Genomic DNA, 16,712 nt, shown 5'->3' with positions numbered 1-16,712 from the left:
CCGCATCCAGTCCGCCACCTTCCGCGGCGGAACGCTGTGGGCGGCGGCAGGCGACTCCTGCCAGCCCAGCGGCCAGCCCACCCTGTCCTGCCTGCGGGTCATCCAGCTCACCAACGCCACCGCGTCCACGCCGACCAAGTCGGTGGACACCGACCTGTACGAGCCGAACACCTACCTGTTCTACCCGGCGGTCACCCTGGACGACAGCAACGACATCTTCCTGGTCGCCAGCGCGTCCTCCACCTCCATCAACCCCTCCCTCGGGCTGTTCTCCGCGCAGTCCGGCGGCACCAACATCTCCGGCAGCCTGATGCAGACCGGCCTGGGCCCGCTGTCCTGCACCAACTGCAACAACCTGGTCCGCTACGGCGACTACAGCGGCATCTCCCTGGACGGCTCCTCCCTGAGCAGCAGCGTCATATGGGTCGCCGGCGAGTACGGCAACGCCGTATCCACCTCGCCCTCCGACGTGTGGGGCACCGAGATCGGCGAGTACAACTACTGACCGGCCCCGCCCGCACCACCGAGTTCGGTGCCCGGCCCCGCCACCGCGCGGCCGGGCACCGGCATGGAGGGAACCACGGTGCACGTCGGCCCGTCATATCGGCGTGGAATCGGAGTGCGCCGCCCTGAGCGAGGAGAAGCGCCGCCATGCGTGAATTGATCCGCCGACCGGCACAGACCTGCGCAGTCCTCGCGGCGCTGATCGTGCTGTGCGGCTGCGGCGCAGCTCGGATCGCCACTGAGGGACGCTCGGGCGAGACACCGATCGCCACCGGCGTCATCATCCCTGACGGCACCACCGGGCCCTCCAACACACCGGCCGAAGCCCCCGCGGCGCCGGGAACCGCAATCCTGCTCCAGAACCGCAGCGTCAGCTACACCCCCGCCGTCGCCTCCCACCCGAGCGCCTACCGCCAGCTCGACCCCATCCACCCCACGCTCACCGTAGCCCGCGGAACCGTGCTGGAACTGCGCTTGTCCGCGACCTGGTTCACCCCGCCCACCAGCAGCGACCCCCAGGTGCTCCGCCCCACGCAGGCGAGGTGGAAGTCCACCACGGCCAACGCCCGCTTCCTCGCCGCGAGTCAAGGCCAAAGCATCCTGACGGCGCAAGCCTTGCCCTGCCCGAAGGCGCCCGTCGCCTGCCCCTCCAGCTACCGCCTGATCGTCGTGGTGACGCCCGGCGGCTGAAGACGACCATGAACACGCCGGGGCACTGATCCCCACTCATGCCCGCCTGACCGGCCGGGTATGTCCGCGAGCCCCGGCCGGCAACCGCCACCGAGCGCGCCGCCGCGGCCGAACGCGCCGCGGCCGCTGCCCGAAGTGACAGCCGACCTGCCCGCGGCACCGCCAGACCCTGGACGCCGCGAGCTGGGCACCGGATCGCACATCATCGGGCACCCATAGCCAGCCGCACGTCGCCGGACCAGAGTCGGCGGCCCACGATCAGCGTCCCGGCGCTGGACCTGCGGTGGTGAGTGCACGGAATCCCGAACTCACCACGGGTACGGGCGACTCACTACGGACTCACCACGGTCATCGCCGTGCGCTCTATCGCGCGGTGCCCTACGGCTTCGTGAAGGTCATGTGTGTGACACCGCTGGGGGTCGTCACGGACTCGATCTGGAAGCGCTTTTCGAGTCCTTCGAGACCGTCCCACAGTCGCTCGCCGCGGCCGAGGACGATCGGGACGATGGTGATGTGCAGGTGGTCGATCAGGTCCGCGGCCAGGAATTCGCGGATCGTGGTCGGCCCGCCGCCGATTCTCACGTCCAGGCCGCCTGCGGCCTCGCGCGCCTGGCGGAGTGCCTCTTGTGGGGTGGCATCGATGAAGTGGAACGTGGTGCCCCCCTCCATCTCAACGGAGGGGCGAGGGTGGTGGGTCAAGACGAACACCGATGTGTGGAATGGCGGGTTCGGGCCCCACCACCCGGCCCACGCGTGGTCCTCCCATGGGCCGCGTTGCGGCCCGAACTTGTTTCGCCCCATGATCTCCGCGCCGATATCGCCGCCCCACGCGCGGGCCACGGCGTCGTCGACTCCGGTGGCACCGCCGCTCTTCTCGTGCATGTCGTGGAAGGTCCGGGTCTGGAAGAACCAGTCGAGGAGCCGTTCGCCGGCGTGGCCGAACGGCGCATCGAGACTCTGTCCTTCACCGGTGCTGAAGCCGTCGAGGGAGACGGAGAAGTTGTGGACCCGCACACGGGACATAACGTGACCTCCTGCTTCTCACCAGAGAAGTGATTGCGTATTGCAATCACCCAGGTAGGCGAGCGTAGGCTAGGTGATGGCGGAATGCAATCACCGGGAGGTGGCATGCGAGACGGGCCACGGTCAGGGTGTCCGATCAACGCGGCGGTGGAGGCCCTTGGGGACCGGTGGAGTCTCATCGTCCTGCGCGACGTGATCTTTGGGGGGCGTCGGCACTTCCGTGAACTGCTCGTCCACTCCGAGGAGGGGATCGCGTCGAACATCCTCAGTAGCCGCCTCAAATCCCTCGTCGCGGGAGGTCTCCTCACGAACGAGGAAGCGGGGCGAGGGCGACGAGCGACCTACAGTCTCACCGAGGCAGGCATCCAGACAGTCCCGATCATGGTTGCGCTCGGCTCGTGGGGATTGCGGCATCGTCCGACGACACCCGAGTTGAGCGTCCGCGCACGACTGCTCGAAGAGGCCGGCCCGCCCTTGTGGCAAGACCTGATGGACGAACTGCGAGAGGTGCACCTGGGCATCCCCCGCCTTGACCCTGACCGCCCCCTGGCATCCGAGCTATTGCACGCGGCCTACGAACGCGCCATGGCGGAGCCATCCTGACCTGCCTCGAGGCCCCGAGTACGGCGGTCAACTGGCTCCCCGCCCATCACGCCTACGTGGTGGCCGTCGACGATGCGCATATCGCCATCGACATGTGAGAGGAGAGGGCGGCTCAGTCACAGTGCGCTCGGGGTGCGGTGGGCGTCCATGCGGGTGCGCACCTGGCGGGCCGGGGCTGGCCGAGGTGCAGGTGCTCCCGCAGGGCCCGGATGCTGATGGGCTGTCCGGTGCGGGAGAGGTGCTCGGTATCCAGGGCGAGTGCGCGGGTGAACAGGTCGCCGTCTACGGCCGGTCCGGCGCCGGGCTGGGGCGTGGGGGTGGTGGGCGGCGGCTGCGGGCCGTCGTCGGGCGTGTAGGGCCCGTAGGGCGCGGTGATGCTGCGGTTCTGGCCGCCGCTGTGCGGCACCATGCTGCCCGGCGATGGTTCGGCGGCGCACCTCGCACCTCGACAGCCGGGTTCTGCGGGAAGGTGCGCGGATCTGTCCGGTGAGGCGGTGCTTCCTGGTTGGGGTGCACCGGGGTGCGTGGTGTGGACCTCGGTGATGCGGCGGCGGTAGGCCGCGACGGTTTCGGTGAGGCCGATGAGGAGCAGGGGCGGGATGGCGTGCAGGAGCACCCCGGCCGGGTCCGCTCGGCGGGGCCAGCCGATCGGTCCGGTCGGCCAGAGGGAGGTCCACACGTTCATGGTGGTTGCGGCCAGGCCGGTGCCCCAGCGCAGGGCGGCCGACCAGCCCGGTGGGCGTACGCCCCAGGAGGCCAGGCGCGCGTCGGCCAGGAGTGCCGCAGCTAGGGCGAGCGCGACCATCGGGTCCAGGAGCAGGGCAATTGGCCAGATCACCCCGTGAGCTGTGGCGAACAGGGTGACGTTCACTGCGGTGAACACCAGCGCCAGCACGCCTACCGCGCACAGTGTCCGGGTCAACGACCGTAGGAGGGCCGCTGCCTCGCCCGCATGCGGTGCCTTCCCAGCCCGGACGTCGGTGGCTGTGGCGGGCGGGATGCTGTGCTTCATCGCACCGCGCCGGTGCTGGGCCGGGTTGCGCCGCGGTAGTTGGGGCTGGTGAGGCGGGCTGGTTCTTGGCGGACGCGGGTGTGGGGGCGGGGTGCGTTGATCATGTTGCCGCCTCCGGTGTAGATGCCGACGTGGGTGATGTGGTGTGGGCTGGTGCCGAAGAAGAGCAGGTTGCCGGGGAGGAGCGGGATTCCGGCGGGTACGTGGGGGCCCGCGTCGTACTGGTCCTGGGCGACGCGGGGGAGGCGGATGCGGGCGGCGGCGTAGGCGGCTTGGGTGAGGCCGGAGCAGTCGAAGCCGCCCTCGGCGGGTCCGTCGCCGCCCCAGAGCTGGCGGGCGTAGGCGTAGGCGACGGCGGTTGCAGCGGCCGGGTTCGGGGCCGGGTACCCGCCCGGGTCGGTGGCGGCGTACTGGGCAGCGGTGCGCAGGACGTGGTCCACGTAGGCGGTGGAGTGGTTGTAGGCGAAGACGGCCTTGCGCAGGTCCTTGCCGTGGCGGGCGCCGTTGGCGCACAGCAGGCGGGCGGCGGCGCACACGGCGCGAGTAATCACATGAGGGTTGCGTGGGCAGGGCGGGCTGTCGGGTGGCGGAGCGCGTGGTGACTGTAGTAGATCCGCAGGTCATGCGTTTCAGCATGTCAAAGCAGGTGGCGTAACTCTGGCGTAATACGTGCCCGGTAGCGTGAACGACATGAACCGCACCGCGGACGTCACATCAGGGAAAGGCGAGCGACCGGTGGTACCGGGCCCGTCGTCCGGTCGCAACGTTCCGGCCGACTGGGTCTCCTCACGGCCTCGCGCGGAGCGGGCACGGCGGGTGGCTGATGCGTTGCGGCAGCAGATCACGACCGGCGGGTTCGTCGACGGTGTACTACCGGACGAGCACAGTCTGGGCCGACAGTTCGGTGCTTCTCGTAACGCGGTGCGAGAAGCGTTGGGTCTGCTGCGTCAGGAGGGGTTGATCGCCCGGCGACGCGGGGTGGGCACCACGGTGGTGATGCCGAAGTACGGCCACGGGCTGGACCGGCTGGCGGGGTTGGCCGAGGCGCTGACCGGATATGGCACCGTCATCAACGAGGTCCGGGTGGCCGAGATCGTGCCTGAGCTGCCGGCCGCGATCGCCGAGCGGCTCCAGGTCCCCGCCACGGCGGGCGGGGTGCATCTGGAGCGGGTGCGGTGGCTGGACGGACTGCCGTTGTCGCTGGACACCACCTACCTCACTGCCGATGTCGGCGCCGGTGTGCTGGCCGGCGACCTGGCCGGCCGGGATGTGTTCACCCTCCTCGAGGAGACCACGGGCTGCCGGCTGGGGCGCGCCGACGTTGTGGTACACGCGGTCACCGCCGATCCGGATACCGCCGCGCTGCTGGGGATCGGGGTCGGGGCGGCGGTGTTCGCGCTGGAGCGCCTGACCCACCTGTCCGATGGACGTCCGGTGGATACCGAGTCGATTCGTATCCGCGCGGACCGGATGGCCCTACGCGCCACGATGCACCGCGGCCAACCGGCAGTGTCCGACTGATCCCGGGCGTCCGTCCTTGCGCCGTCGTTCTTTACTGCACTGTCTTCGTTTGGGAGATCGCTGTGTCGTCAACCTGTTCCGGACCGCGCCTGACGCGAGTGAGGGGAGGCCGGTGATGGCCGGGCTGACGATGCCTGTGCTGATCGCGCTGGGCCTGTTCGGGCTCGTCGGCGGGGTCGGCATCACCGCTGTCGGCCCTGGCGGGGTCCTCCCCACCATCGGGCTGTTCGCCCTGACCGGCCTGTCCCCGGCCGAGGTGGCCGGCACCGCCATCGTCACCCATATCGCCACCGGGGCGCTGGCCACTGCCGCCTACACCCGGTCGGGCCAGCTGCGCGAGCCCGAGACCCGGCGCACGGTGCTGATCCTCGCCGCGAGCGCCGTCGTCGGCACTCCGATCGGGGTGGTCATCAATACGTTTGTGTCCAAGCGGGCCTTCGGTCTGGTGCTCGGGGTGTTCGTGGCGGGTGTGGCAGCACTGGTGTGGTACCGCGAGCGGCACCGTCCGGCGGCCACGCAGGCTCACCCGCCCGCGCCGCTGCTGGCCGGGCTTGGCTTCGCTGTGGCCCTGGCTGCGGGCATCGTCGGCATCGGCGGACCGATGCTCACCGTCCCGCTGCTGGTCGCCCTCGGCGTGCCTGTGCTGGAGTCCCTCGCCTCGGCCCAGGCCCAGTCGATCGTCATCGCTGGCGTGGGCACCCTCGGCTATCTCGCCCACGGCACCATCAACTGGCCCCTGGCCGCCCTGGTTGGCATTCCGGAGCTGGCCGGGGTGCTTTTGGGCTGGAAGATCGCTCACGCGCTGCCCACCCGCAGCCTGAAGCTTGCTTTGATCATTACCCTGTTCGCCCTCGCGCCGTACCTCGCTTTGCATGGCTGAACAGTGAACAGTCGCACCGGGTCTATCCACCGTGCGGGTGCCGGAAACCCCATCCATGGCCTGTGACGTGCAGGTTCTTGTGAACGGCCTTTGATCGCCGGGTAGGCGTGTCAGACACCCCATGTCGTTTGAGGTCAAGCGGCATGGGTGTGTGCGTGCTGCGACCAGGCGGTCGCTTCGTCGTAGTGGGTGCGGGTTTTGAGGCAGCCGTGGAGGATGCCGACGAGGCGGTTGCCGAGCTGGCGGAGTGCGGGGTTGTAGCCGGCCTCGCGGGCTCGTTGTTTGTCGTAGTAGCGGCGGGCGCCGGGTGAGGCGCGCAGGGCGGCGAACGCATGGCGTTGGAGGGCGTCGGCGAGGCGGTTGTTGCGGACGTGGCGGGCCTGGACGGTGTGGCTCTTGCCGGAGGCCCGGGTGATCGGGCTGGTGCCGGTGTAGTTCTTGCGGGCCTTCGCGCTGGCGTATCGGGTGGGGTCGTCTCCGAACTCGGCGAGCACCCGAGCACCGGTGATCTCCGCGATGCCGGGCATCGAGAGGTAGATCTCAGCGTCCGGGTGCGCCAGAAAATGGGCCTTCACCTGCACTTCCATCGCGTCTATCTGCTCGTTCAGCGCGGTGATCAGGCGGGCGTGGGTCAGGGGAGCAGATTCCGAGATCGTTGCGTTCGACATTCCCTCTGATTACGCGGACAGGATCACCTCTTCCGTTGCCCCGCAGCGCAAGCCCCGTGGCTGGCCTGGATCTCAACGAGACTGGAATAGGTACGTATAGTCGAGCGTGCAGCAATTGGATGAGCCCGGCTTGTATGGAATACCCGGCAGCATGCTCGATGAGCTTCAGCGTATGATCACCCCTGGGTCCGGTCGAATAATTGGTGGAGGTGGATCGTGATGCCAGAGTCGGCCAGTAGCGAGTTGCGCCGCATCCGTGGTGGGGCGTCCGAGCAGGTGCCCCCCAGGGCCATCGCTGCGATTGAGGTAACGGTTGACCAGGGCATTAGTCCGTCCGAGTACCTGGCTAGGGTGAGGGGGGTACTTGCTGCCGCCGTGTCCATGGCGGAGACGAGCGACTTCGATAGCGAGGAGCTCCCTGAGGATTCGATTCCTGGATGGTTCACTGATGTTTCGCGCGAAGATGCGAACTTTGGAGCGCTTGCTGGCCAGGCGGCTATTCGCGGTGACCGCAGGTATCAGGACTCTCATAATGAAGACCCATGGGAACTGCAGGAATGGCTATTCTCGTTCGATCCTGAGCGGCGACCTTGGGCCTGGTGGGATGGCGTAGCCGCACAAGACAAGGTAGTTATTTGGGTTGACACCAATGGCGATCCTGTCATTGCCTCCCATAATCTTCGGTGGCTCGTCTATGTTCCAGGGGCAGTTTCGGCCAGTCGGTTGGATCTGCAGGACTCTATGAACTGGCGAATGCAGCACGATGATTTGTAGCGGGCTGCATGAAATGGGTATGTGAAGTAATCACCATGGCCCCACCGGAATGATGTTCCGGTGGGGCCATGGTGGCTTGCGGTGGGCGCTTGACGGCAGTAGTTGACGGCAACGTCAGCGGACGGGTGTTGCACGAAGCGGCGGGTGACCTCCGTCGTGGGGCTCGGTCATCGTCTCGGCGAGGTTGCTTAGGGCGTGGCCGAGGAGGTCGATGGCCTGGCGCTGGAGGCGGAGGCGGACGTGTGCGTACACCGTCGCGGTGACGCCGATGTGGGCGTGTCCGAGGAGTTCCTTGATGACGACGAGTTCGACACCCTGCTCCAGGAGCAGGGTCGCGGTCGAGTGTCGAAGGTCGTGAAAGCGGATCGGCCGTAGGCACGCGTCGCGGAGCAGGGCGTTGAAGTGCCGGGTGAGCGTGGCGGGCTCGATCGAGTGCCCGTCCGGCCGCGTGAACACGTAGCCGCTGGCCACCCTGTGGGTGCCGAAAACCCCATCCATAGCGTGTGACCTGCATGTTTTCTGATACGGCTGAGGAGCGCCGGATACGTACGCCCGGATGATCAGTCGTGCTGCTGCGACTGCCGTACCTGATGCTCACGAGCGTGTTCACGTTCATACGGTTGCTGCCGATGAGCGACATCGACAAGAACATCGAAATTCTGACGCTACGCCACCAGCTCGCCATCCTGCAGCGCCAGATCGACAAGCCCCGCCTCACCCAGTCCGATCGGGCCTTCCTCGCCGCCCTCCTCCACCGACTCTGCGCCTGCCGACAACCCCATCCATGCAGATCAAGAGTACCGATACGGTGCTTGAGTTGCAGCGATGACTTTCCGAGCCCCACCGTCTCCGTCAGTGCTGCTGCCTTCACAGGTCGTCCAGTTTACCGACCGCAGGAGCTCGAATACCGGCTCTGAACTGCGACGATTCATAGACTACATGTCCGTGACAGTTCCTCACCATCGCCTGTTGTCGTCCGTTGGAGTGGTTCTCGACCACCTCGCCTGAATCCGTCACTGAACTCCCTGCGCCGGACCTGCCGGAGCGAATCGACGGCGGCAGCCAAGCCGAGGGATCGGTCCAGGTCGCGACGTTGAGGAACGGGGGGAGAGACGCCGCCGCTACCACTACGCGGCGAGGGCAGTCATCGGCATGCCGGGCGGGCTCGGTAGATTGTGCGCCCTGGACCGTGGAGGACGGAGATGAGATGAAGACGGTCAGCGACTTCGTGCCGCTGCTGGGGGCGCCTGTCCGCCAGGAAGAAGGACATCTGATCGAGAAGATCGCGAGGTCCTGGTCCGTGACGCTTCCTGAGGACTTCGTCGAGGTCGCCGGGGCCTATGGCGACACGGCGATCTCGGAGTTCATCTTCCTCTGCGGTGCTCGCACGCTGCAGTCGTACTCGGACGGGATGGGGCGGAAGTTGGAGCAGTCGTCTTCTGTGCCCCACCTCGTGCTTCCGTCCGCTGACGGAGCACTGGTGTGGGGAAACACGATCGAGGGTGATCAGCTGTTCCTCGTGCCGCGCGGGGGCAGCACCTGGACGGTGTCAGCCTTCCGCCGTGGCTGGGGTGACTGGTATGACTCTGATCTCGGGTTCAGCGACTGGTTCCACCTCGCCCTCACCGGCGAGATTGCCACAGACTGGCTGCCCGAATGGGAGCCCTTGCCCCACCCCCTCGAACTGGTCGACTGACAGTGGTGGGGAACGGCGAGGAGTCCGGGTGATCACGCAGGGCGTGGAGATAACGTCGAGCTGCAGCGACTGCGGGGGCCTGTTGGTCCGTGATGTCGGGCAGTTCATCGTCGGCGGGCAGCTGTGCTGGGGCATCGAGGGCTCGTGTCGAGCCTGCCCCAACGGCTGGTGCGAGGAAGGCGGCGGGGAGACTCCGGAGGAGATCCGGCAGGCTTTGCTGACAGCGCATGGCCCCACCCGACTTCGCCTGCTCGACGCGCGAGCGAGCCTGGTCCCAGTGCTCAAGGCTCTGCGGGAAATCTGGGACCTGCCACTGCCTCAGGCCCGTGAGAGAGCTGGCGAGCTGATGGAGCACGGCCTGGTCGGCACGCTGGTCGAGATGGAGTTCGTGGCTTCACGACTGCGCGGCCGCCAGGTTGCCGTGGAGGTCCAGAGAGGATCCGGCTGACGGCCGGATGGCTCGCATGACAGCGAGCTCGACGACCACATGATTGATTTCCAGAACAGCCTGACCAACGCCGGTTCCGGAGGATCAGCGGGAACGTGCCCGGATCTGCTGGCGAGCGGCTGTCCAGACACCTTCGAACTCCTCGGCCCTCAGCCACTGGGGATCGTGGCCTTCCCACTCCGAGAAAAGCCCCTCTGCGGTCAACCCGTACTCGGCTTCGTACTCCGCCAGACGGCCGGCTTCCTGGGCGCGCTGCCACTCGTCGAGTGACGCTGCGGCCAGGGGGGTCCGCTCGGGTTCCTGCAGCTCGACCTTGTGCGTGCCGAAAACTACGTCCGTGCAGCTCAGGCGGCATGTTGGTACTCTTGGAGGATGCCGCGGAGGCGGTCGTGTCGGCGTATGTCGAGGTGGGTGATTTGCCCGGGTTCGTTGATCGGTTCGGGGAGGGCGCGCAGCGGGGCGGCTGCTTGCAGTGAGCGGTGGGTTCGGTGCTCGTTGTAGAACTGCTCGTACTCGCGCAGGGCATGTCGCAGGTGCTGCTCGTTCCAGACCAGGGTGCGGTCGAGGAGTTCGTAGCGGAGGCTGCGTACCCAGCGTTCCATGATCGAGTTCATGCGCGGGACGCGGATGCCGGTGAGGACGGTTTGGATGTCGGCGTCGGCGAGGACTTCGTCGATCAGGGCGGGGTATTTCGCGTCGCGGTCGCGGAGCAGGTACTTCACCTTGGCTCCGGTGTCTTCCAGGTCCATGGCGAGGTTCTTGATCGTCTGGGTGACCCAGGCCGCGGTGGGGTGTGCGGTGGTGCCGAGGACTCGGATGCGGGGGGTGGTGTGCTCGATGGCGGCGAGGATGTACTGGCGTTGTCCGGTCAGGGTGAGGGTCTCGATGAAGTCCATCGCGAGCAGCGCGTCGGCCTGGGAGCGCAGGAAGCCGGCCCAGGTGGTGTTGCCGCGTTCCGGTGCCGGATCGATGCCCTCCTGCTTGAGGATCTCCCAGATGGTGGAGGCGGCGATCTTGATCCCGAGCGTGGCGAGTTCGCCGTGTACGCGGCGGTATCCCCACGATGGGTTCTCGCGCACCAGGCGCAGGACGAGTTGCCGGATGGAACGGAGGGTTGGCGGTCGGCCGGGCCTTGTGGGCCGGGAGGCGTTCGCGTGCCGCTGTTTCATCAGATCGCGGTGCCAGCGGAGCACGGTGTCTGAGCGGACCAGAAGCCGTAGGCGGCGCAGCACCTCACGGGGCAGGGGCGTGAGGAGCGCTGCGAGGAAGGCCCGGTCCTCGACGGCGAACTGCACCTTTCCATGGCCGAGCTGCCGTTGCAGGACGGTGATCTGGTGGCGCAGGGCCAGGATCTCCACGTCCTTGTCCCGGTCGCTCACCGGCACCAGGCGCAGCGCGGCGAAGGCGTTGGTGACCGTGAGATAGGCAAGTCGAAGCAGCACGAGTGATCATCATGCCGCGCTTCGGGCTGGATGCCGCAACCGGGATGGGGAGGGCCCTCCGCAGGCGAGTGCAGAGCTGCAACCAGCATGGATGAGGTTTCCGGCACGCACAGGGCCGGGGGCCAAAGAGCGCCAGCCGAGCTTCGAGCTGAAGTCCCAAGCGGACGCGTTCGCCGCGAAGTTGCGCCACGACCGTTACGAGGGTGTGTTCCTGGACCCCAAACGCGGCGAGATCACCCTGCGTGCCTACGCCGCCGACTGGCTGGAGCGGCAGGTCGTCAGCGACGGCACCTACCGCAACTACGAGAGCTTCCTGCGCATCCACCTCCTCCCCGCGCTCGGCGGCAAGACGGTCGCGGGCGTGCAGCACAACGACATCGAAGCCTTCGTCGCCGCTCTCAGCAGGCGACTGGCGGCCAGCACCGTGTGCGACCGGATGAAGCTGGTCACGCACATCTTCCAAACCGCAGTCGAGGAGAAGCGGCGGGCCGAGGACCCCACCGAGGGAGTCAAACTCCCCCGCCGCGCGACGCACGCGGTCGACGAAGACGCGATCCCCACCCTCCACGAGGTCGACCTGATCGCCAAGCAGATCTCACCGCAGTACCGGCTGACCATCTACCTGCAGGCCGGAGCGGGGCTGCGCATCAGCGAGACCCTGGCCTTCACCGCCGACTGCCGCCGACCCGACTTCCTGCGGGTTCGCCGGCAAGTGAGCTCCAAGGCGAACCGCGAAGACTGCCAGACCCGCTTCATCCCGCTCAAGCACCGGGCCGAGGGGGAGTACCGGGACGTTCCCACGCCCGCGTTCCTCGCCGAGGAGATCGACGCACACCTGAGGGAGTGGGGCACGGTGACGGCGGCAGGCATGGAGGTCCTGTTCGCACCGCGCGACCGGGCCAAGGGCACCATGCCCACCGCGACGACCTACGCCTACCACTTCAGACAAGCGCTCAAGGCCGCGGGAATCGTCACACCCGACGGGAGCCCGAAGTACACGCCGCACTGCCTGCGCCACTTCTTCGCCTCGACCGCCCTCGCGTCCGGCATCCCGATCCACGAGGTCTCCCGATGGCTCGGCCACCGATCGATCAAGACCACCGTCGACGTATACGGCCACCTCGTCCCCGCCTCATGGGACCGCTGCCGCACCACGATGCAGGCCGCCCTACGCCCCGGTACGCCCTGGTCGTAGCCGGTAGGGACGGTGCCGGGCTGGTTACAGCCGGGCACCGGCGGCCGGTCGGCCCCGTTTGGATCACGCTGGATCCTGTCCGCAACGGGCGATGGACGCAGACCATAGCGGAGTCGTCGATGATCCGCTTCAACGTGTGAAGGGCCCCATGGCGTACTCCGGCTGGTCTGGCAAGCCAGTAGGCGGCCGCCCGAAGTGCGGTTCCTCCGCGAGGACCAGGAACAGCCGTAACTGATGGGTACTGGGTTCGCGCCGCGCGTCCGGATCGGGATCAGGCGCCTGCGGCCCGGTCTCGTCCTCGCGATCTCGATCCATGCCCAAGAGGGTATCGCCGCCGCGCACTTCGTCATCGCCGTGCGGCTGTCCCGGCCGGGCCAGGGGCCGCACAATCTACGGGTCAGGGCGACGGGCGCGGACGGGGGCGCGGTCCGGTGGGCGGGGGCGTCCTGACACTGCTGCCTCATGTTTCGGACGGACCTTCGCCCGCATCTCGAAGCCCGGCTCGGGGCACGGCGACATCCGCGTGCCCCGAGCCGGGGTCACGGCTGCGGGTTCAGTGCCGCACGGGGGACAACCGGACCCGTTCCAGGCGTTCGGGGCGCAGGAAGACCGGCCCGAGCAGCCCGGACACCTCCGCGTCGCCGTGCGCGTTGGCGCCCGTGTTGGTGACGCGGACCCGCACGACGTTGATGCCCTTGCGGAGCGCGTCGGTGACGTCGACCCGGTACGGCGCCCACAGCCGGTAGGCCAACTGCACGCCGTTCACGGTGATTTCCACGACGTCGTGCACCTCCCCGAGGTCGAGGGTCCAGACGCGGCCGGACAGCGTCTTCGCATCGAGGGTGAACTGGCGCTCGTAGAAGGCAGATCCGGAGTACGAGGCGTTCAGACCGGTCCAGGAGCCGAGCGGACGGTCGCTGGCCTGCGCGCCGTCGGTGTCGAAACGGAAGCTCCAGTTTCCGTCGAGCGGCACGACGGTCAGCGCGTCCGTGGTGGCGAGGCTGCCCGCGTACTGGCGGTTGCCGTCCTGTGCGACGACCCGGGTGGTCCCCTTCGCGGACACCCGCACGGTGGCGGTGGCGGTGTTCCCCTTGACCGTCAACTGCTCTACGGGCGCGTTCGATTCGATCGCGTGCGCCAACCCACCGCGGGGCGCGGCGCGGAAGACGACCAGGACCGCCGCCTTCGACTCCAGCCGCAGCGAAACGGCGGTACCCGCGCCCGGCGTGCCCGCGAACGACGCCGTGCGCCACACCCCGGCGGCCGAGGTCTTGCCGGTGTCCGGGTCCCAGAACTGCGGGGCGCCGAGCGCGGGGAAGGTCGCGGTGACCTCGACGACGTCGGCGTGCTCGTTGGTGACCAGGAAGGCCTGTTCGCCGTCGCGCTCCAGACGCAGCACGCGGATGTCGGGCGTGGCTGGCGACAGGATCGCCGCGGCGCCGCCCGCCGCCACGACCAGCGGGGCGGCCGCCGTCACGTCCGCCGCCCGGTGCGCACGGGACGTGTGCCCACCCGTACCGGAGAAGAGCTTGCCCAGCGCCCGCGCCAGCTGGTCGTCGTCGCCCGCCGCTTCCTGCGCCGGCAGCGTGCCTACGGCGATCAGCGTCCCGCCGCCGTTCACGAAGTCGGTGAGCGTGTCCACGGCGCCGGCCGACAGCATCGGCGTCTCCGGCAGGACCAGAATGCTGTACTCCTGATGCCCGACGACCAGGACGCCGCCCCGGGGCCGCGCGTGTTCGATCAGCGCCGGGTCGCCCACCAGCGCGCCCTCGTCGACGAAGTCGAAGTCGATCTGGCTGTCCTCCAGCGCGTGCACCGCGCCGATGAACGCGTCGTCGATGGCGGTCTGTTGCGGGTAGTCCTGGAACGCCTCGGCGGCGCGCTGCGGCTGGAGCAGCGCGGTACGGGCCCTGGGCGTGGCCCGCGCCGCCTCCACGACGCGCCCGATCCAGTCGTTCAGCGGGGACGACAGGTCCCACCACGGGTTCACCGGCTGGAACGGCGGCGCGAAGATGATGTCGTTCTCGTCGGAGAAACGGGCGTGCAGCAGCACCTTGTTGATGCCGCGGACGACGAACGCCCCGATCACCTCACGGGTGAAAGCCGGGGTGACCTGCCACCCCGTGGCGCCCATCGCCTCCAGGTACACCCGGTCGCGCCCGACCTGGTGGGCGGCGCTGGCCGGCCAGCGCGGCAGGATGCGGTGGTAACCGAGCTGGTACTGGTTGGAGATGAGGTCGGTGCCCGGCACCTGGGCCCACTGGTGGGCGGTGTTGAGGTTGCCGGTGCTCTTGACCTGCTCGGCGGGACCGTACTCGTCCCACAACGGGTTGGAGATCAGCTCCAGCCCGTGGTCGCCCATCCAGTTCCCGACGCCCTTGTAATAGGCCGCGGAGAAACGGTTGGAGACGGCGCGCCAGAAGATGCCGCGCAGGTCGCGTCCCTGCTCGCCGAGGTCGTCGTGGACCGCGGACAGCACGACGCCCAGGCCCTGCTTCCCGCCGAGCTTCCTGACCTCGCCGGCCAGGCTCGCCGACCAGGGCACCTGCGCCCACTCCGCGTCCGCCGACGCCACGAAGGGCTCGTCGTCGGCGAATCCGAGCAGCACATGGCCGACGGCCCACGGGAACCTGCGGACGTATTCGCCCGGGATCGTGTCCATGAACAGGCTCACGGCCTCGTCGTCGAGGAGGTCGAGGTAGTTGCGCCGGCTCCCGCCGGTGTCGGCGAGCAGCCGGGAGGTGAAGACGTCCACCTGCCACTGCCCGGCCGGTGCCTGCCACATCCCGTCGCCGAGCACGGTCGTGGTGAGGTCGATCATCTGCGGGACCACGGCGCCGGTCGCGCCGACCGGCCGGGCCGCGGCGGCGAACGGCTCGCCGAGGTCGTCGGGCGTCTCGAAGTCGCCGACGGCGGAGGCGTCGTCGAAGGTGTCGGCGAACAATTGGCCGCCGTCCGCGCCGACGACGGTCAGGCTGTTCCAGGACGAGTGCTGCGTCGCGGTGGCGCGTACGCCGACGGTCCCCGTGGTGAAGGTCGCGTCGGTGACAGGCGCGAGCGCGGCGCCGTCCAGCGAGGGGACGATGCTCTGGCCCTGCCTGGTGACCTTGAACTCATGGTCGGCGGTGGCGTCGAACCCCGGGGTGCCGCCGCCCTGCCGCAGCAGCGTGAAGCCGCCGCCGTTCTGGCGCCAGATGTCGATGCCGCCGTCGGTCCGCAGGTCCGCCAGGTAGCCGTTCTTCGCGTCGGAACAGCACACCATCAGACCGGCGCTGCCGACGTCCACCCGGACGGTGGCCGTGACGGTGTAGTCGCCCCAGCCGGTGCCGCCCTTCAGGACCCGGACGCCGTCGTACGTGGCGGCGTCCACGATCAGCCGGCCGTCCACCACGCTGAGCGCCCGGCCCGCCAGCGGTACGGACGTGCCGCCGGTGACCTGGGTGCTGCTCCGGAGCACGCTCTTGGTCCGCAGGTCGGGGCGCGGCTGGTACGTCCGGTCGCCGACCGTGCCGCCGTTCACCACGAAGCCGCCCGCGCGGCCGCTGGGGAAGAAGTCGTCGTTGAAGAGCCACACGTGCATGTGGTGGCGGTCGGCCTCGCGGAGCGTGTGCTCGATGATGTCGAACCACGCCGCGGTGAAGAAGGCGGGCTGGAGAGCCGTGGTGTCGAAGGGGAAGACCAGGACCTCGGTCACGCCCTTGTCGCGCATGTCCGCGAGCGTCGAATCGACCAGGCCGGGGGTCACCGTGCCGTTCCAGAACCACAGGATCAGCGGCATGCTGTCGGCGGCGGGACGGGCGAACCGGTCGGCGGAGAAGGCCCCCCGGCCGGCGGGCTCCGCGGCGTACGCGGGCTGCCAGAAGCTGGCGGTACCCCCGGCGGCCGCCGCGGCGGCGGCGATCTGCAGCACCCGTCGGCGGGACAGCGGGAAGCCCCCGCCTCCGCTGCCGGTCCCAGTGCCCGGCGCGGCCTCCGGAGGGACCGCACCATCGGTCGCCGGGTACACGCGGTCGTTCATCGGATCTCCCTCAAAGAATGACTTCGAAGCCCAACCGGTCTGCTGGCAGGTCGGGTTCGGCGCGCCCCGGGCTAGGGCCTGTCGGTGGTGAAAGGATTCAATATCGCCTCATGGACGCTAGGGCAGGCTGCCGGTGAACGTCAATGCTCGTGCACCGAGCTGTCGTCGCCGTCAGCGGATCCTTAGGCCACGGCTGTTGAACGACGCACGGGGCTTCTCGCCTGGGCGCGGCGGCAGT

17 protein-coding genes and 2 pseudogenes are annotated in these 16,712 nt (G+C 68.6%); 12 read left to right on the top strand and 7 right to left on the bottom strand.

Annotation, left to right across the window (positions count from 1 at the left end):
• The first annotated feature begins 142 nt into the window (after positions 1-142).
• Complete coding sequence (locus tag FCI23_RS32365; protein ID WP_136727586.1) at positions 143-505, top strand: hypothetical protein; 363 nt, start codon at positions 143-145, stop codon at positions 503-505.
• A 146-nt stretch (positions 506-651) separates the two neighbouring features.
• Positions 652-1,194, top strand: coding sequence for a hypothetical protein (locus FCI23_RS32360; RefSeq protein WP_136727585.1), 543 nt, complete (start codon positions 652-654; stop codon positions 1,192-1,194).
• 378 nt (positions 1,195-1,572) lie between these two features.
• Here the strand turns inward: FCI23_RS32360 and FCI23_RS32355 are convergent, their stop codons facing one another.
• Positions 1,573-2,217 carry a dihydrofolate reductase family protein gene (locus FCI23_RS32355; RefSeq protein ID WP_136727584.1) on the bottom strand — a complete coding sequence of 215 codons (645 nt, stop codon included), beginning with the start codon at positions 2,215-2,217 and terminating at the stop codon, positions 1,573-1,575.
• Positions 2,218-2,322: 105 nt separating this feature from the next.
• Here FCI23_RS32355 and FCI23_RS32350 point away from each other — a divergent pair, with 105 nt between their 5' ends.
• Positions 2,323-2,820 (top strand): winged helix-turn-helix transcriptional regulator, encoded by a 498-nt coding sequence (locus tag FCI23_RS32350; RefSeq protein WP_136727583.1) that lies wholly within the window; start codon positions 2,323-2,325, stop codon positions 2,818-2,820.
• A 112-nt stretch (positions 2,821-2,932) separates the two neighbouring features.
• Here the strand turns inward: FCI23_RS32350 and FCI23_RS32345 are convergent, their stop codons facing one another.
• Entirely contained in the window at positions 2,933-3,742 is an 810-nt protein-coding gene (locus FCI23_RS32345; protein ID WP_246144264.1) for a hypothetical protein, read from the bottom strand.
• A gap of 86 nt (positions 3,743-3,828) precedes the next feature.
• Complete coding sequence (locus FCI23_RS32340) at positions 3,829-4,383, bottom strand: C40 family peptidase (protein ID WP_136727581.1); 555 nt, start codon at positions 4,381-4,383, stop codon at positions 3,829-3,831.
• Positions 4,384-4,648: 265 nt separating this feature from the next.
• On the opposite strand from FCI23_RS32340, the gene FCI23_RS32335 reads away from it, so the two are divergent.
• Both FCI23_RS32335 and FCI23_RS32330 read left to right on the top strand, forming a co-directional pair.
• Positions 4,649-5,353: a GntR family transcriptional regulator gene (locus FCI23_RS32335; RefSeq protein WP_246144263.1), complete on the top strand. Its 705-nt coding sequence runs from the start codon at positions 4,649-4,651 to the stop codon at positions 5,351-5,353.
• Positions 5,354-5,468: 115 nt separating this feature from the next.
• Positions 5,469-6,233 (top strand): sulfite exporter TauE/SafE family protein, encoded by a 765-nt coding sequence (locus tag FCI23_RS32330; RefSeq protein ID WP_136727579.1) that lies wholly within the window; start codon positions 5,469-5,471, stop codon positions 6,231-6,233.
• Between the two features lie 134 nt (positions 6,234-6,367).
• Here FCI23_RS32330 and FCI23_RS32325 read toward each other — a convergent pair.
• Positions 6,368-6,853 (bottom strand): annotated as a pseudogene (locus FCI23_RS32325) (transposase); the annotation flags it as partial.
• Between the two features lie 429 nt (positions 6,854-7,282).
• Here FCI23_RS32325 and FCI23_RS32320 point away from each other — a divergent pair.
• Positions 7,283-7,675: a hypothetical protein gene (locus FCI23_RS32320; RefSeq protein ID WP_136727578.1), complete on the top strand. Its 393-nt coding sequence runs from the start codon at positions 7,283-7,285 to the stop codon at positions 7,673-7,675.
• Between the two features lie 114 nt (positions 7,676-7,789).
• Here FCI23_RS32320 and FCI23_RS32315 read toward each other — a convergent pair.
• Positions 7,790-8,140: pseudogene (locus FCI23_RS32315) on the bottom strand (tyrosine-type recombinase/integrase); the annotation flags it as partial.
• 101 nt (positions 8,141-8,241) lie between these two features.
• Here FCI23_RS32315 and FCI23_RS60360 point away from each other — a divergent pair.
• The 4 genes from FCI23_RS60360 (at position 8,242) to FCI23_RS63185 (ending at position 10,089) form a co-directional block, all read left to right on the top strand.
• Positions 8,242-8,592, top strand: coding sequence for a hypothetical protein (locus tag FCI23_RS60360; RefSeq protein ID WP_246144262.1), 351 nt, complete (start codon positions 8,242-8,244; stop codon positions 8,590-8,592).
• 290 nt (positions 8,593-8,882) lie between these two features.
• A complete protein-coding gene (locus FCI23_RS32305; protein ID WP_136727577.1) occupies positions 8,883-9,371 on the top strand; it encodes a hypothetical protein in 489 nt (162 codons plus the stop codon).
• Positions 9,372-9,399: 28 nt separating this feature from the next.
• Entirely contained in the window at positions 9,400-9,819 is a 420-nt protein-coding gene (locus tag FCI23_RS32300) for a hypothetical protein (protein WP_246144261.1), read from the top strand.
• 39 nt (positions 9,820-9,858) lie between these two features.
• Positions 9,859-10,089: a hypothetical protein gene (locus tag FCI23_RS63185; protein WP_136727576.1), complete on the top strand. Its 231-nt coding sequence runs from the start codon at positions 9,859-9,861 to the stop codon at positions 10,087-10,089.
• 74 nt (positions 10,090-10,163) lie between these two features.
• Here the strand turns inward: FCI23_RS63185 and FCI23_RS32290 are convergent, their stop codons facing one another.
• On the bottom strand, positions 10,164-11,261 hold the full coding sequence (locus FCI23_RS32290; RefSeq protein ID WP_136727575.1) for an integrase core domain-containing protein: 1,098 nt from the start codon (positions 11,259-11,261) through the stop codon (positions 10,164-10,166).
• Between the two features lie 91 nt (positions 11,262-11,352).
• Here FCI23_RS32290 and FCI23_RS32285 point away from each other — a divergent pair, with 91 nt between their 5' ends.
• Together FCI23_RS32285 and FCI23_RS56885 are read left to right on the top strand one after the other, a co-directional pair.
• Entirely contained in the window at positions 11,353-12,456 is a 1,104-nt protein-coding gene (locus FCI23_RS32285) for a tyrosine-type recombinase/integrase (RefSeq protein WP_136727574.1), read from the top strand.
• A 234-nt stretch (positions 12,457-12,690) separates the two neighbouring features.
• On the top strand, positions 12,691-12,906 hold the full coding sequence (locus FCI23_RS56885; protein WP_169317034.1) for a hypothetical protein: 216 nt from the start codon (positions 12,691-12,693) through the stop codon (positions 12,904-12,906).
• A gap of 103 nt (positions 12,907-13,009) precedes the next feature.
• Here FCI23_RS56885 and FCI23_RS32275 read toward each other — a convergent pair whose 3' ends face one another.
• Positions 13,010-16,474, bottom strand: a complete 3,465-nt coding sequence (locus tag FCI23_RS32275) for a glycosyl hydrolase (RefSeq protein WP_136727572.1) — start codon at positions 16,472-16,474, stop codon at positions 13,010-13,012.
• Positions 16,475-16,712: the final 238 nt, after the last annotated feature.

Origin of the sequence: Actinacidiphila oryziradicis, from assembly GCF_005047355.1 — a bacterium.
Taxonomy (GTDB): Bacteria; Actinomycetota; Actinomycetes; order Streptomycetales; family Streptomycetaceae; genus Actinacidiphila; species Actinacidiphila oryziradicis.
The sequence above is the reverse complement of the archived record's forward strand: the minus strand, read 5'-3'. Positions and strand labels throughout refer to the sequence as shown.

Excerpts from the sequence above, each read along its gene's own strand:
- FCI23_RS32360 (WP_136727585.1), top strand. The coding sequence starts at position 652 with ATGCGTGAATTGATCCGCCGACCGGCACAGACCTGCGCAGTCCTCGCG.
- FCI23_RS32355 (WP_136727584.1), bottom strand. The coding sequence starts at position 2,217 with ATGTCCCGTGTGCGGGTCCACAACTTCTCCGTCTCCCTCGACGGCTTC.
- FCI23_RS32350 (WP_136727583.1), top strand. The coding sequence starts at position 2,323 with ATGCGAGACGGGCCACGGTCAGGGTGTCCGATCAACGCGGCGGTGGAG.
- FCI23_RS32330 (WP_136727579.1), top strand. The coding sequence starts at position 5,469 with ATGGCCGGGCTGACGATGCCTGTGCTGATCGCGCTGGGCCTGTTCGGG.
- FCI23_RS32320 (WP_136727578.1), top strand. The coding sequence starts at position 7,283 with ATGGCGGAGACGAGCGACTTCGATAGCGAGGAGCTCCCTGAGGATTCG.
- FCI23_RS32305 (WP_136727577.1), top strand. The coding sequence starts at position 8,883 with ATGAAGACGGTCAGCGACTTCGTGCCGCTGCTGGGGGCGCCTGTCCGC.
- FCI23_RS63185 (WP_136727576.1), top strand. The coding sequence starts at position 9,859 with ATGATTGATTTCCAGAACAGCCTGACCAACGCCGGTTCCGGAGGATCA.
- FCI23_RS32285 (WP_136727574.1), top strand. The coding sequence starts at position 11,353 with ATGAGGTTTCCGGCACGCACAGGGCCGGGGGCCAAAGAGCGCCAGCCG.
- FCI23_RS56885 (WP_169317034.1), top strand. The coding sequence starts at position 12,691 with ATGGGTACTGGGTTCGCGCCGCGCGTCCGGATCGGGATCAGGCGCCTG.
- FCI23_RS32275 (WP_136727572.1), bottom strand. The coding sequence starts at position 16,474 with ATGAACGACCGCGTGTACCCGGCGACCGATGGTGCGGTCCCTCCGGAG.